The sequence below is a fragment of the Methylomagnum ishizawai genome (genome assembly GCF_900155475.1).
Lineage (GTDB): Bacteria > Pseudomonadota > Gammaproteobacteria > Methylococcales > Methylococcaceae > Methylomagnum > Methylomagnum ishizawai_A.
In genome coordinates this window covers 3,564,974-3,579,743 of the sequence record NZ_FXAM01000001.1, presented here as the reverse complement: position 1 = coordinate 3,579,743, position 14,770 = coordinate 3,564,974, and the positions used below count along the sequence as shown (strand labels likewise).

General features: G+C 60.1%; 14 protein-coding genes. 5 read left to right on the top strand and 9 right to left on the bottom strand.

All coding sequences use genetic code 11. The annotated features are described in order from the left end of the window. Positions 1-4 precede the first annotated feature (4 nt). Positions 5-1,096: a phytoene/squalene synthase family protein gene (locus B9N93_RS16040; protein ID WP_085215267.1), complete on the bottom strand. Its 1,092-nt coding sequence runs from the start codon at positions 1,094-1,096 to the stop codon at positions 5-7. Positions 1,097-1,416: 320 nt separating this feature from the next. Between B9N93_RS16040 and hpnH the strand changes: the two genes are divergently transcribed. Further along, positions 1,417-2,520: an adenosyl-hopene transferase HpnH gene (gene hpnH, locus B9N93_RS16035; protein WP_085215266.1), complete on the top strand. Its 1,104-nt coding sequence runs from the start codon at positions 1,417-1,419 to the stop codon at positions 2,518-2,520. A gap of 71 nt (positions 2,521-2,591) precedes the next feature. Here hpnH and B9N93_RS16030 read toward each other — a convergent pair whose 3' ends face one another. Both B9N93_RS16030 and B9N93_RS16025 read right to left on the bottom strand, forming a co-directional pair. Continuing rightward, positions 2,592-3,038: a methyltransferase family protein gene (locus tag B9N93_RS16030; RefSeq protein ID WP_176225285.1), complete on the bottom strand. Its 447-nt coding sequence runs from the start codon at positions 3,036-3,038 to the stop codon at positions 2,592-2,594. A 174-nt stretch (positions 3,039-3,212) separates the two neighbouring features. Further along, a complete protein-coding gene (locus B9N93_RS16025) occupies positions 3,213-3,329 on the bottom strand; it encodes a PEP-CTERM sorting domain-containing protein (protein ID WP_085215264.1) in 117 nt (38 codons plus the stop codon). A gap of 108 nt (positions 3,330-3,437) precedes the next feature. On the opposite strand from B9N93_RS16025, the gene B9N93_RS16020 reads away from it, so the two are divergent. The 4 genes from B9N93_RS16020 (at position 3,438) to B9N93_RS16005 (ending at position 9,107) form a co-directional block, all read left to right on the top strand. Continuing rightward, positions 3,438-4,775, top strand: a complete 1,338-nt coding sequence (locus tag B9N93_RS16020) for a toll/interleukin-1 receptor domain-containing protein (RefSeq protein WP_085215263.1) — start codon at positions 3,438-3,440, stop codon at positions 4,773-4,775. Between the two features lie 36 nt (positions 4,776-4,811). Beyond that, complete coding sequence (locus B9N93_RS26410; protein ID WP_085210740.1) at positions 4,812-5,183, top strand: transposase; 372 nt, start codon at positions 4,812-4,814, stop codon at positions 5,181-5,183. Next, the gene (locus B9N93_RS26405) at positions 5,111-5,575 is read left to right on the top strand and encodes a transposase (RefSeq protein WP_085216151.1); all 465 of its coding nucleotides are present in this window, start codon (positions 5,111-5,113) and stop codon (positions 5,573-5,575) included. Before B9N93_RS26410 ends, B9N93_RS26405 begins: the two co-directional genes overlap by 73 nt. 106 nt (positions 5,576-5,681) lie before the next feature. Beyond that, positions 5,682-9,107, top strand: coding sequence for a DUF2610 domain-containing protein (locus B9N93_RS16005; protein ID WP_085215262.1), 3,426 nt, complete (start codon positions 5,682-5,684; stop codon positions 9,105-9,107). Between the two features lie 24 nt (positions 9,108-9,131). Here B9N93_RS16005 and B9N93_RS16000 read toward each other — a convergent pair whose 3' ends face one another. From B9N93_RS16000 to bamA, 6 genes are all read right to left on the bottom strand, one after another. Continuing rightward, complete coding sequence (locus tag B9N93_RS16000; RefSeq protein ID WP_085215261.1) at positions 9,132-9,773, bottom strand: MOSC domain-containing protein; 642 nt, start codon at positions 9,771-9,773, stop codon at positions 9,132-9,134. Positions 9,774-9,872: 99 nt separating this feature from the next. Then, entirely contained in the window at positions 9,873-10,460 is a 588-nt protein-coding gene (locus tag B9N93_RS15995; RefSeq protein ID WP_085215260.1) for a ribonuclease HII, read from the bottom strand. A 14-nt stretch (positions 10,461-10,474) separates the two neighbouring features. Further along, positions 10,475-11,245 carry an acyl-ACP--UDP-N-acetylglucosamine O-acyltransferase gene (lpxA, locus tag B9N93_RS15990; protein WP_085215259.1) on the bottom strand — a complete coding sequence of 257 codons (771 nt, stop codon included), beginning with the start codon at positions 11,243-11,245 and terminating at the stop codon, positions 10,475-10,477. Further along, positions 11,242-11,682, bottom strand: a complete 441-nt coding sequence (gene fabZ / locus B9N93_RS15985) for a 3-hydroxyacyl-ACP dehydratase FabZ (RefSeq protein WP_085215258.1) — start codon at positions 11,680-11,682, stop codon at positions 11,242-11,244. The genes lpxA and fabZ overlap by 4 nt, the downstream gene beginning before the upstream one ends. Before the next feature lie 48 nt (positions 11,683-11,730). Beyond that, entirely contained in the window at positions 11,731-12,237 is a 507-nt protein-coding gene (locus tag B9N93_RS15980) for an OmpH/Skp family outer membrane protein (RefSeq protein WP_085215257.1), read from the bottom strand. A 148-nt stretch (positions 12,238-12,385) separates the two neighbouring features. Continuing rightward, complete coding sequence (bamA, locus tag B9N93_RS15975) at positions 12,386-14,731, bottom strand: outer membrane protein assembly factor BamA (RefSeq protein WP_085215256.1); 2,346 nt, start codon at positions 14,729-14,731, stop codon at positions 12,386-12,388. Positions 14,732-14,770: the final 39 nt, after the last annotated feature.

Genomic DNA, 14,770 nt, shown 5'->3' with positions numbered 1-14,770 from the left:
CTGCTTAGGATTCTGGAGGCTGCGCCGGGAGCAAGGGCCGGTGGGGCTCCGGCGGCAACCCGGCGGTGGCGAGGGCGAAACTGGCCTTCAGCAGCGGGTTGTAGGCACGGAACAAGCGGCTGGTCAGGATGGTGACCTTGACCGCGCGGCGGGTGATCTTGACTTCGGAGGAGACGGCGAAATCCAAATGGCGGTTGATCTTGCGCAAGGTCAGTACCGCCATCCCCAAGGCCCATAGGCAGAATTCCCGGAGTCCGGTTTCTTGCGGCGGGATGAACAGGGTGTAGCGTAAGGCGTTGTGCAAATGGCCGCGGGCGATGCCGATCAAATCCTGGAAACCGGCGCGGAAGGCCGGGCTGTCATGGCTGGGCTTGAGGCCGCGCAAGTCGTAGCCGTGGGCGTCGAAGATGCTCCGCGGCAACCAGCACACGCCCCGGCCATGGTCGTCCCACAGGTCTTTGAGGATATTGGTCATCTGCAAGCCCTGGCCGAAGGAGACGGCGAGTTGCATCATGGCCGCGCGGTGGGCGGCGAGTTCGGGCGAATAATGGCAGAACAAGCGGGTCAGCATTTCCCCGACCACACCGGCCACGTAATAGCAATAGGCGTCCATTTCCGCCATCGTGGCGAGCCCGTGGCGGAGGTCGCGGTCCTGGAATTCGGCCATGCCCCGCGCCATGATCTCGACGCAACAGGCGAGGGCGTCCTGCTGTTCTTCCGCGAAGCCGTGGGTGATGGCGACGACCCTGGGGATCAGGCCGATCAATTCGCGCTCGGCGGGGAGGGTTTGGTCCGACAGCAGCGGGGCCAGTGCGTCGCGCAGGGATTCGGGCGGCTCCCGGCCCCGTACCACCTGGGCGAATTGTTGGCAGAACCGGCGCTTCTGGATGGAATCCAGCGCGACCTCGTCCTCGATGGTATCGACGATCCGGCACAGTAAATAAGCATTGGAGACCGGCTTGGCCAAGGCCGGGGGCAATTGCGGGATGGTCAGGGCGAAAGTGCGCGAGACGCCTTGCAAAAGATGATCTTGCAGGGCGTCGTCGGACAGGGATGCGGTCCCCTGGGATAGGTCCATGGGGCGGTGAGCGCTCATGCGGGCAACGCGGCTCCGTGTGGTGTTTTTCCAACCGTTTCGGGTCTTGGGCGGTCCCGGCAGCGGGGCCGGGGCTTGGGCTATCGGTCTTTCCGTCAAGCGATGTTGTATTTTAACGAAAAAAAGTTGAGGAAAATACAACTAAACGCTAGCATGTTGTTCAAAGTTTGGGAATAGTTGGAGTTTCCCGGTTTCCACGACGCTGGAGCCAGGGAATTCCAAGGCCCGACCAAGATTTCCGATGGCCGGTCGTGTTTCTATTACGCAACAGGACGCCATCCCCGATAGTTTCAACCGACCTTATCCAATGGAGACGACGCATGGGCGTTCCACTACGGCAACAGTTCACCGTGGCGAAATATCTTCTACAGCAGAAATTCAAGGGGAATCAGCGCTATCCCCTGGTGCTGATGCTCGAACCCCTGTTCCGCTGTAACCTGGCCTGCGCCGGTTGCGGCAAGATCGATTATCCAGACGAGATTCTTAATCGCCGCTTAAGCGTCGAGGAAGCTTTGCAGTCGGTGGACGAATGCGGTGCGCCCATCGTGTCCATCGCGGGTGGCGAACCCTTGCTGCACAAGGAACTACCCCAGATCGTCGAGGGCATCATCGCGCGGGGCAAATATGTCTATCTCTGCACCAACGCCTTGTTGCTCAAGAAGCGCATCGACGATTACCAGCCTTCCCCCTACCTGACCTTCTCCATCCACCTCGACGGCAACCGCGAGCGCCACGATGCCTCCGTCTGCCAGAAGGGCGTGTTCGACCGCGCGGTCGAAGCCATCGAGATGGCGATCAGCCGGGGTTTCCGGGTCACGGTGAATTGCACTTTGTTCCAGGGCGAAGGGGCCGAGGAAATCGCCGGGTTCCTCGATCATTGCAACAAGCTGGGCGTGGAGGGCACCACCATCGCCCCCGGCTTCAGCTATGAACACGCGCCCCAACAGGACATCTTCATCAAGATGCGCGAGAGCAAGCAGTTGTTCCGCGATGTGTTCAAGCTGGGACGGGGCCGCAAATGGAAGCTGAACCATTCCAGCCTGTACCTGGATTTCCTGGCCGGGAACCAAAGCTATAACTGCACGCCCTGGGGCAATCCGACCCGCAACGTGTTCGGCTGGCAAAAGCCCTGCTATCTGCTGGTGGACGAGGGCTACGCCCCCAGCTTCAAGGCGCTGATGGAAGAAACCCCTTGGGATAAATACGGCAACAACAAGAATCCGAAATGCGCCAATTGCATGGCGCATTGCGGCTACGAGGCTAGCGCCGTGGAGGATTCTTTGAAAAATCCGCTGAAAGCCGCCTGGGTATCCTTGTTCGGGCCGCGCACCACGGGGCCGATGGCGGAAGAGCCGGTGCCGGAATACGAGGTTCCCGCCGCGCCCAAGGCCCGCCCGGCCATCCCGATCAAGGCCGTGGACTGATTCCGCCGGATACCACGCAAAACGGCGGCTTCCCCCGTGCGGGAAGCCGCCGTTTTTTTATGGGCTTGGAGTTACAGCCAGCGGGGAATGCGGTCCCGGAACGCGGCGTAGTCCGCGCCGAACAATCCGGCCAGCTTGGCTTCTTCATGGGGGATATGGATGCGGTTGACCACGGCGCAAAAGCCCGGCGCCGCCAGCAGCAAGGGCAGGCCGCCTAAGTAGCAGGCCAAGCCCAGCAGCGCGGTGAATAGCCCCAAGTACATCGGATTGCGGGTCCACAGGTAAGGTCCGGACAGCACCAGGGCGCTGGGTTCCCCATGCGGGATGGGCGTGGTGCGCCGCAGCCGGAAGTGCGCCAGGGCCATCAAGCCCAGCGCGAGGCCGGAAGCCATCAGGATGAAGCCCAACAGCGGCAAATGCGGCCTGGGCAGGGCGGGGAACAACAGGTCCAGCCCGTAGCCGATGGCGAACAGTGCCAGGGCGAACACGGGCGGCGGAATCAGAATGAGTTTGTTCATGGCGGAATGGTATGGGTTCGATAGGGTAGGGAGCGCCATGATAAGCAAAAATCCCCTTGGGCGGCTAAAGTCCGCCCAAGGGCGGCAGGCCGCGCAGGATGGTGGGCGCGGCGCTATAGCGTCGGTGCCGGTGGACCACCGCCAGGTTTCCCCGGTGGCGTCCGCCGTTTGCGATTATCGGGGGCGGAGGGCGTGGCCGGTCCTACGCCGCGCCGCGCCGAGCAGGCCCAGCCCGAGCAAGACCGCGCTGCTGGTCGCGGGTTCGGGCACGGAGGCAGTGGGCGTGTACACGTAGCAGTCACGCCGTCGATAGCTTACTGAGCAGGGCTGTCATTGATTGATATGCTACTTTTTTAGTATATTGTTTCAATTTAATTATAGTCATCTAAGCCTGAACCGATGCCTAGCTTGCTCAGTGAAAAGGAATGGCGTGATCTCTTGGTTGACGTAGACGCGGGAACGGTGATTCCGGTCATTGGCCCAGCCTTGATCACATTGCATGATCCCAATAAGGGCGAACATGAATCCCTCTATTCGATGCTCGCTCCGAAATTAGCTGCGGAACTCGAACTCCCGCAACCCGAACGCTTTACCACTACAGCGCAGGTCGCCGCCACCCACGTCCTCTCTGGCCGCGGATGCAGCCGGGTTTATCGCGAATTACGCGCCCTCTTACGTACCGTCGATTCCAACATCGGTGTATCTTCGCTTGAAGCCATAGCACCCACCCTCCAACTATTGGCACGCATCCGCAGTTTTTCCCTGTTTATAGGCACCACGCCGGACCACCATATGGCGCACGCTTTGGGTGCCCATCGTCCGGGCTTCGATCTATCACGTCATCTCATCGTTTTTCACCCGAACGAATCTCCCGAGGAGCGCGATTTGCCCACGACCCGGCTTCGTGGCCCCGAAGCCTATCTTTACCAGTTGCTCGGCGATCAGGACGCCCATCACTGCCGGGATTTTGCGGTATGGGAAGAAGACCTGATGGAGTTCATCTGTGGGTTGCTCGAACATTCGGACCAACTCAAGAATCTGTTTACCGTGTTGCGGGAGCGCAGTTTGCTTTTCCTTGGCGCTCCGGCGGACGATTGGACTGTGCGTTTCCTGCTGCGGGTGGTGCGCGGCGAGCGGTTGAGCAACCGGAGGCGTGACCAGATCAGCGAATACATCGCCGACGATAGCGCCACCCTGAGCCAATCCACAATGCTTTACTTTGATCAGGCAGTGCAAACTACACGCTTGATCGGCGGCAATCCCGCCGAATTCACCTATGAGCTTTTTTCACGCTGGCAACAGTCCTACGGGGTGGAGACCGACGACCGGCGTTTTCTCGACAGCCTGCCCGCCGAGATGCCCAGTGGCGCGGTTTTTATCTCCTATGCCAACGAAGACTTGCCGACCGCCCTTGATATCGCCCGCGCCCTCCATTCCGAAGGGGTGCCGATCTGGATCGACCGTCGCCATTTGCAGGCGGGCCAGCGCTACGATGAAAAGCTTGAGGCCGCGGTCAAGCTGCGTAGCAGCTTGTTCATCGCCCTGGTTTCCCCAGCCAGCGAATCCAGCCCCACCCGCTATGTGCAGAACGAACGCCGCTGGGCCGCCATGCGCCAAGGCGATCTGAGCGACGAGTTCTACTTGCCGGTGTTGCATGGCTTGCCTTCGCCCGAGGCTGTTCGCGTGGAACCCGAGAACGTGCGTAAGAAACTGTCTGGCAAAAAGGAATTCATGTAGAGTCAAGCCCCCGTTGATTTTCCAAGGTTCCCCGACATGAGCTATCCGAGCGACCTGAGCGACGAAGAATGGTCGTTGATCGAACACCACTTCCGCCCGAAGGACCGGCGTGGCAATGCCAGCAAGCACCCGCGCAAGCGGGTGGTGGACGCCATCCTGTACGTGGTGGAGGGCGGCATCAAATGGCGGATGCTGCCGAAGGACTTCCCGCCCTGGCAGACCGTGTACGACCATTTCAGCCGTTGGAACAAGGCCGGGGTCTGGGAAACGGCCCTGGACGAGATCAACGCGCGGCATCGAAAAAAAAGCATCGGGCCGGTTCCCCGAGCTACGCCATCATCGACTCGCAGAGCGTCAAGACCCAGTACGCCAGCGAGGAGCGGGGGATCGACGGCGGCAAGCGCGTGAAGGGGCACAAGCGGCACATCGTCGTGGACGTCCTGGGCCACCTGCTGCATGTCGAGGTCCACGCCGCCAACCTGAGCGACACCGTACGCGGCTGCGAAGTCATGCGCCGGGCGGCGGAGAAGCATCCCGGCATCGAGGCATTCTCCGGCGACGCGGGCTATCGCGGCACGGCGGTCGAATACGTGGAGGAAAAGCTGGGCTTGGTCCTGCACATCTCGCAAAGGATCGTGGACGGCTTCGCCGTCCTGCCGAAACGCTGGATCGTCGAGCGGACGTTCGCCTGGTTCGGCTCGTTCCGCCGGTTGAGCAAGGATTTCGAAACCCTTACCGCCACCGCCGAGAACGTTATCCGCATCGCCATGCTGAGGACCACCCTTGCAAAATGTGTCTGAGCTTTTGCCAGACAGCTTCTAAACGACACTTCCACGTCCTTAAACCCGACAACCTGGGTGAATTCGCCCGGCGGGTACGCACGCTGCACGATCAGCGGAGACGGGCATGAGCCAAATCAACGACGGTGCCAGCCCCGAGCGTCCGTGGCTGGGCCTTTCCGCCTACACCGAGGCGACCCAAAGCTATTTCTTTGGCCGCGAGCGTGAAATCGACGAGTTGCAGGGCCGTATCCGGAGCCATGCGCTGACCGTCCTGTTCGGCCTTTCCGGGCGCGGTAAGACCTCGTTGCTCGGCGCGGGTTTGCTCCCAAGGTTGCGCGGGGCGGGTGCCCGTCCGGTGCTATTGCGCTTGCGCCAGGATGGCGAGCCTTTTATTGAGCAACTGCGCCAAGCTTGGGACCAAGCCGTAGGCTTCGACCCCAGCGGCGCGAGCTTATGGGAACGCGGCTATCGTCGGGTGGATCGTTCTGCCCTGTTGGCCGCTCCGCCGGTGCTGGTCCTCGACCAGTTCGAGGAAGTGTTCACCCTCGGCCAGACCCGTACCGCCGAACTGGAAGCTCTGTTCCGTGAGATGGCCTGCTTGGTGGAAAACCGCGTGCCTCACGCTTTGCGCGAACGCTTGGCCGAAGATGAAAACTTCGCCGAGCAATTCGATGAGCAACCGAGTCCCGTGCGCCTCGTCATCACCCTGCGCGAGGATTATCTGGCCCAGTTGGAAGGCTGGAAGGGCGTGTTGCCCGCGCTCATGCGGAACCGCATGGCGCTGTTGCCCCTCAACGGCCCGCAGGCGCTGGAAGCGGTGCTGCGTCCCGGTCGCTTGGGTCCGGTGCCGTTGGTGGACGAGGCCACGGCTGCGGGTATCGTGCGCTTTGTGGCCCAGCGCGGCGAAGATACCCCGTTGGAGGAGATCGAGGCGGTGCCGCCTTTGTTGAGCTTGCTGTGTTTCGAGCTTAACGAGGCCCGTCTGGATGCCGGGGCGGAACGAATCACGCCAGATCAGCTTGAGGCGCAGAAGTCCAATATCCTGCAAAACTTCTATTCCCGCTGTTTCGATGGGCTATCCGAGGTGGTGCGGGATGTGGTCGAGAGTCCTTTGGTGGTCAGCGAGAGCGGCCATCGCAACGCCTGCGCCGAGGATGATGTTTTGCTTTCATTGATGGATGAGGGCTTGCCGCGTCCCGAGGCCGAGGCCGCGCTGGCCCGGTTGGTCAATTCGCGCTTGCTGACCCAGGAGCGCATGGCCGGTGCCCGCCGCATCGAACTCACCCATGACCTGTTGACCCCGTTGGTGGTGCGCTCGCGCAACGAGCGCCGCGCCCGGCGGCGGTTGCAAGCCGCCGAGGCCGAGCGGGCCGAGATTGAGACGCGGAATATCCGTCTCCAAAAGGAGCGGCGGCGTTGGCAGTGGGCTGCGGTGGCGATGGGCTTGCTGGCTTTGAGCGCTATTGTGGCGGGTGGTTTGGCTTGGCGGGCCGAGCGGCGTGTTTCCAAGACCTTGAACATTGCCCAAACCACTGTTGACGAAGTGCTGACCACCCTGGAAAGCCCGGAAACGGACGAGATACATGGCTTCTTCCGCATCGGGAACCGCTTGCTGGACAAGTTGGTGCCGCTTGAGCGGGATTTGGAGAAAATCCAGGGCACGGATGATTCGCCAGAGGGTGTGCTGCGCAAGGTGAAGCTAGCGGTGCGCCAAGCAGGGCGTTTGCAGTTTGATGGGCACCAACAGGAAGCCGCGCCGCTCTATCGGTCGGCTTATGACCTTATCGCAGCATTACCTACCAATAGAATTACTCCGGAACTCCGGGATTATCAATTCCAGTGTCTTTATCGGCTAGACGGAATGAATTGGCTGTTTAAGCCAGGGGAATACGACCAGAAACAATGGATAGAAAAAGGAATCGCATTGTTTGAGACCAGCCGGACATATGTGCAAGGGAGCTTTTGGCGTGAGGTATTTGCCCAGCGAATTGCACAATATCTGCGGAGTCAGCAGCAAGCAGAGCAAGCTTTAATATATTTAAATCGTTCATTAGACGATTTACGCGCAGCAGCGGCGGAAAAGCCGAACATTTGGGCGATTGAAAGCGAAAATGTGTTGTGGAGCGAAATCGAATCAACCCAGAAAACTTTAAATCGTTTAGAGGAAGCACGCAAAACCCATGCTGCCAAGGTTACCGCTTTGGTTGAAAAACTCCTGAAGCATCCTCGCTCCAAAACACTTGCTTTGCACCGCCTATTCGATCTATTCGATCAATTAGATGCCGCCTATTGGGCCAAGGATGCAGACGCCTATAATCGATGGTCCTCCGAAATCAATGACATCATCTCCCGATTCACTGGCAGTCAAGCCAATACCTTCGAGGCGGCAGCGGCCCAATTTTTGGTGAAGCAATCCGAGTTTGCCATATATGTGAAGGATGATGCGGAAGCCGCTGCCCCGCTTGCCCGTGATGCTCTCGCGGCCTATGGCAAAATCTATTCGGGCCAAGTCGCAGAATTGCCGAACTTCGATGCATCCAGCGAGGCTATGGCAAATTTAACAGCTGCGATGGCAAAGCTGGAATCGAAGACCCCGGAAGCGGAGCGCGAATCCTTACAGAAGAAACACGTTCAAGAACTACTCGCACTAAGCGTCCCCTTCCTAGAATGTGCCGCCAAACTTGGCGTGCGATCCAACTGCCAAGGCATCATAGAAAACGCGACGGAAAACGCTAAAGACCGTTTGAAGGGAGACCCCGATACTTTGGTTCAAACGCTTCCTCCACGTATACCGCTGCTCCCCACCGCAGCCCAGGCCATGCTTGAACGGGACCAGCGGCAACCTCCTTCGGTGCCGAATACCGACCGGGAATCTACGGAACCGTTATATCGATACTGCTCAACGGAAGTTGCTTATTCAAAGGCTTTGTTGAAATTGGATCGCGCTACCGAAGCACTGCCAGTTTTAACGAAAGCCATCACTTTCTGTGAACCTTGGGCGAACCAATACGACTTCGACCTTTACCTAAGGGATAGCTTTTCTGGTTTGTTGAACAATTTAGCCCAAGCTCAGCGAGCAGTCGGGGATATGATTCAGGCACGGGCAACTCTAGCCCGCTGTACGGAATATGAGTTTTTCCAATGCTATAAACCCTATTCCGAGATGTTGGATAATGGCAGCGGTGGCCCCAAGGACGCCGATAAGGCTGCGGAACTGCGGTCCCGCAAGTTAAATATGAAGCGCCTTACTATTCAGATACGCAAAAAAGGGGGTTCTGAACTGACGGTCCCTTTCGATGTGTATATCAGAGAACTATCTGACAAGCGGCACTATAAAGGCATCGAAGACCAAGCGATCTGGCTAGAGCGCAATCGCGGAATGATTGTCCCGCAGGACGTGAGGGATTCTTTCATCAAGCTGGAAGATATCGCCCGCGAAAATCATGTGTCGTTTCCTGAGCTAGTGGCGTATGCCTTGAGTTCCGCTGAAAAGGATGGGAAAGACAAAAAGAAGCCCGATCAACAGGCACCTACGCAAAAGCAGAAATGATCTCTATCCGCTCGGGCGTGGCGTTCAGCCAGCCCGGCGCTGGGTCAATTCTTCCCGCCAGGCGAACGACAGCGCCGGGACCGCCAGCACCTTGTCGATGAATTCGCGCTGGCGCGGCCCCTTGTTGACGGCCAGCATGGCGTCCCGGATGTTGATCCGGGCCGGGTCTTCCTCGATGCGGACGATGGTGTCGCCCGCCTCGATCTCGCCGCCTTCCAGCACCCTGAGATAGAAGCCCACCCGCCCCGAATGCCGGAACACCGCCACGAAGCGGGGATCGCCCATCTTGATGCCGAGCTTGAAGCAGGGCACCCGCGGCTGGGTGACTTGGACCCGGATGCCGCCGATCTGGAAGATATCGCCGATATGCACGGCTTCGTCCGGCAGTCCCGTGACGGTCAGGTTCTCGCCGAATTGGCCGTAAGGGAAAGGTTCCGCGCGGGCCAGTTCCTGTTCCCAATGGCGGTAGTTTTCCAAACTGTAGGCGTAGACGGCCTTGTCCGGCCCGCCGTGGTTGTCGCGGTCCACCTGCACATCGCCTTCCAAGCCTTCGGGACCGACCCGCACCGGTCCCGCGACCGGTTCTTTGAAAATGCCGGTGGACACCCGGCCCCGTGGGTATTCGACGAGCCGGGCTTGCGCAAGGCTGATGGCGAGCAGTTCCATAGGATGACCTCTCCGGGTGTGATCGATAGTCTGCTGGTTTCCAAGCGAAGCTTGGGAATGAGCGCCGACGGGCGCTCGATGCATAGGATGCCGTTGGGCTTAAAACAAGCTGGCCACACGGGCGACCGGCGCATAGGAGCGGCGGTGGACCGGACTGATGCCCAAATCCCGCAGCGCCGCTTGGTGGGCCGGGGTCGGATAGCCCTTGTGGACGGCGAAACCATAGCCCGGATGGAAGCCGTCCAGGATTTCCATCTCGCGGTCGCGGAACACCTTGGCCAGGATGGAAGCGGCGGAAATCGTGGGTTCGGTGGCGTCGCCGCCGACGATGGCGTGGCAAGGCTGCGGTAGTTCCGGGCAGCGGTCGCCATCGACCCGGATTGCGTCGGGTTCGAGGCCCAGGACGGCATAGGCGCGACGCATCGCCAGGAAAGTGGCTTGCAGGATGTTGATCCGGTCGATCTCGGGGGCTTCGGCCCGGCCTATGGCGTAGGCCAAGGCTTCCGCTTCGATGCGCCGGGCCAGCTCGGCGCGGCGCTTGGGCGTGAGCTTTTTGGAATCGGCGAGGCCGGGGAACGGGGCTGCGCCTTCCGGGAATACCACCACCGCCGCGATGACGGGACCGGCGATGCAACCGCGTCCGACTTCGTCGAGGCCGGCGATGAGCCGGGGTCCGCTGGCGTCCATGGGGTTCCCGTGCCTCAGCGCAGGATGCTGCGCCCGGTTTGTTGGATGAAATCCGCCATGCATTGGATTTCCGGCGTCGCGGCGGACATTTCGATCAGGCTTTGCAGGGCTTCTTCCAGCTTCAGACCGGATTTGTAGATGGCTTTGTAGGCTTTGCGGATTTGGCGGATGGCCTCGGGGCTGAAGCCCCGGCGTTCCAGTCCTACGCTGTTGATGCCGTGCGGTTTGGTGGGGCTGCCGCCGACCATGACATAGGGCGGAATATCGCGGGTGATGACGCTGCCCATGGCCGAGAAACTGTATTGCCCGATCTGGCAGAACTGATGCACCAGCGAGAATCCGCCCAGGATCGCGTAATCATCGACATGGACATGCCCGGCCAGCGAGGCCGCGTTGGCCATGATGACGCCGTTGCCGACCACGCAGTCGTGGGCGACATGGGTGTAGGCCATCAGCAGGTTGTCGTGGCCGATACGGGTCGCGGCCTGGTCCTGGGCCGTGCCGCGGTGGACGGTGGTGAATTCGCGGATGACGTTGCGGTCGCCGATCTCCAGCCGGGTGGTTTCGCCGTGGTATTTCTTGTCCTGCGGGTCTTCGCCGATGGAGGCGAACTGGAAAATCCGGTTGTCGCGCCCGATCACGCAGGGGCCCCGGATCACCACATGGGGACCGATCCGGGTGCCCGCGCCGACGTGGACATCCGCGCCGATCAGGCTGTAGGGACCGACCTCCACGTCTTCCGCCAGCTCGGCGGACGGGTCGATGATAGCCGTGGGATGAATCAAGACTCCCGCTCCGTTGCGGCACACATGATTTCCGCGCTGGCGACGAATTCGCCATCGACCTCGGCGCGGCAGGCAAAAGCCCAGATGTTGCGCTTGTGGCGCAGGTAGGTGGCTTCCAGCATCAGCCGGTCGCCGGGCGTCACCGGGCGCTTGAAGCGGACCTTGTCGAGCCCGACCAGATAATAGATTTTGTTCTTGCCCATGATGCCGGCCATGGAGTTGCCGGCCAGGAGGCCCGTGGCCTGGGCCAGGGCTTCGATGATGAGGACGCCGGGCATAATGGGTTCTTGCGGGAAATGCCCGGCGAAGAAAGGCTCGTTGCAGGTGACGTTCTTATAGCCCAGGAGCCGTTTGCCGGGTTCCACCTCCACCACGCGGTCGATCAGCAGGAAGGGATAGCGGTGGGGCAGGTATTCCTTTATTTGTTGGATATCCAATGCGGTTGCCTATGATGTCAGGAGTGGGCCGTGCGGGGTCGGGGGATATCAGCGCTTGAAGCTTTGTTCGAGCTTCTTTTCGACCTTGCCGGTCACGTCGATGGCGTCGCTGGCGTAGACCACGCCGTCGGTCAGGAGCAGGTCGTAGCTGTCTTCTTTCGCCAGGGATTGGATGGCCTCGAAGATTTCCTTTTGTAGCTGGCTCAGCTTTTCGTTGCGGCTCAGATTGAAGTCGTCGCGGAATTCGTCTTGCAGGCGTTTGGCTTCGCGTTTGCGGCTGATGATTTCCTTGTCCAGGCGTTGTTTTTCCGAGTCGCTCATGACGGCGGCGTCCTTGTTGAGCTTTTCTTCCATCTGCTTGAGTTCCTTTTGCTCGGCCACCAGCTTTTTATCGCGGGGGGCGAACTCGCGTTCCAGGTCTTTCTTGGCTTTTTCCGCCTGGGGGGCTTTTTCCAGCAGTTTCGCCACGTTCACGAATCCGATCTTGAGGTCAGCCGCGGAAACGCCCGCGCTCGCCAACAGGACCAGCAACGCTACACCGATTTTCTTACCCATTCGAATCTCGCTCCAAGGCTAATAGTGAAAACAATCCGGGATGCGCCGACCCGTCGGGGAATGGCCCGGCGCATGAAGGGGAAAATTCTAACAGGCTTTGCCGGTAGCCGCGCCATTCCATGCCGGGGCCGGGGCCGACTGTCGCGCCTTAGAAACCCGAGCCGAACGAAAACTGGAACAACTGCGTCCTATCCCCTGGTTGGGAATTGAGCGGCTCGGCGATGCTGAACGACAGGTTGCCGAAGGGCGACAGCCAACGCGCCGACAACCCGGTCGAGAAGCGCATGAAATTGCCGCTGGACTGGGCGTAACAATTGATATCGTCGGGATTCGGGGTCTTGAACGCGCCGCAGTACACGTTGCCGGCGTCCATGAAGGCGCCGAGCCGGATGCTCTTGTTGTCGTGCATGAATGGCACCGGGAACAGGAGTTCCGCTGTGCCCACCAGTTTGCTGGAACCGCCCAGGGGCAGGTTGCCGCCGAAGCCGGTGGTGGGGTTGGGCGTGGTGCGCGGGCCTAGGGTGTTGGCCATGAAGCCGCGCACCGATTGCGGACCGCCCGCGAAGTAGTTTTCGAAGAACGGCAGGCCGTCGGTGCCGTTGTAACCGTCGCCGTAGGCCGCTTCGGCCTGGACCATGAAGGTGAGGTCTTTGGCGATGGGGAAATAATGCTGGATTTTGTAGCTGGCTTTGTAGAACTGCAAACTGCCCGCCGGGACGGTGCTGAGGATCGACAGGCGCTGCGCCCCGCCGTCGGTGGGGAAGATGGCCCGGTTCAAGGTGTCGTGGACCCAGCCCGCCGCCAGGGTGACGTAATCGAAGGTGTCGCCATTGTCCTGGATGAAGTTGTAGACCTGCTCCGAGGTGTTGGACGAGGTCTTGAGCTTGGTGTGGTTGTAATCCAGGTTGAAGCGCAGGGAGTCGAACTCGCCCAAGGGCACGCCGAGGTTGCCGCCCGCCGTCGCTACGTCGGTGTTGTAGTTGGCGAGGTTCATCTGTTGGGCGTTGGTCTGGCGGTAGGACAGGTCGAAACCGCTGCTGACGCCGTCCAGGTTGGTATAGGGATTGAAATAGCCGATCCGGTAGATGGTGTTGATCTGGCTGTTGTTGAAGGTGAAGTTGATGCGTTTGCCGGTACCGAACACGTTGTCCTGGGTGATGCTGGCGTTGAGGATGATGCCTTGCACCTGGGAATAGCCGACGCCCGCCATGATGTTGCCGGAGGGCTTTTCGGTCACGTTGTAATTCACGTCGATCTGGTCGGTGGTGCCGGGGACGGCGGGGCTTTCCACGTTGGTTTCCTGGAAATAGCCCAGGCGTTCCAAGCGGGTCTTGGAACGCTCGATCTTGGTGCTGGAGGCCCAGGCGGCTTCCATCTGGCGCATTTCCCGGCGTAGCACCTCGTCGCGGGTCTTGGTGTTGCCGCGGAAGTTGATGCGGCGGACGTAGACCTGTTTCCCCGGATCGACGAAGAAGGTGATGGCCACGGTTTTGGTGGCCTCGTCGACTTCGGGCACCATGTTGACGTTGGCGAAGATATAGCCCTCGTCGCCGAGCCGGTCGGAGATGGCTTTGGAGGTTTCGGTGGCGAGCTTGCGGGAGAAGGTGTCGGCCGGGCCGATCTGCACCAGGGGGGTGAGTTCCTGCGGCGGCACGATCAGCTTGCCGGTCAGCTTCACGTCGCTGACCTTGTAGACCTCGCCTTCCTTCACGTTGACCGTGATGTAGATTTCCTTCTTGTCCGGGGTGATGGCGACCTGGGTGGATTCGATCTGGAAATTGATATGGCCGCGGTCGAGGTAATAGGAGCGCAGGCGCTCCAGGTCCGCGCCCAGCTTCTGCTTGGAGTATTGGTCGTTCTTGGTATAGAACGACAGCAGGTTGCCGGTGCTGAGTTCGAAGGCGTCGAGTAATTCCTCGTCGCTGAACACCGAGTTGCCGACGATGTTGATCTGCTTGATCTTGGCGACCTTGCCCTCGGAAATCTTGATGACGACCTCGACCCGGTTGCGCGGCAGTTCCTCTACGGTGGAGGTGATTTTGAGGCCGTATTTGCCACGGCTGTAGTATTGCCGCCGGAGTTCCTGTTCCACCTTGTCGAGGATGGCCCGGTCGAACACCTTGCCTTCCGATAGCCCCACGCCCTTGAGCGCCTTCTTGAGGTCGTCGGTGCCGATGTCCTTGTTGCCTTCCAGCTTGACGCTGGAGATCGAGGCGCGTTCCTCGACCAGGATCAGCAGGGTGTCGCCGTCCTGTTCGAGCTTCACGTCCTTGAAGAAGCCGGTCTTGAACAGCGCCTTGATCGATTCCGCCGCCAAGCGCTGATCGAAGGAATCGCCGACCTTGACCGGCAGGTAGTTGAACACCGTGCCCGGCGCAACCCGTTGCAAGCCTTCGACGCGGATGTCTTCGATGATGAACGAATCCATGCCTTGGGTCGAAACCGTGGTAAGGAGCATCAGCCCCGCCAAGTGGGTTTTGAGGAAGCGCTTCATGAATGGGGGTAGTCAGGGATTGGGGACGGCCTGGGACGG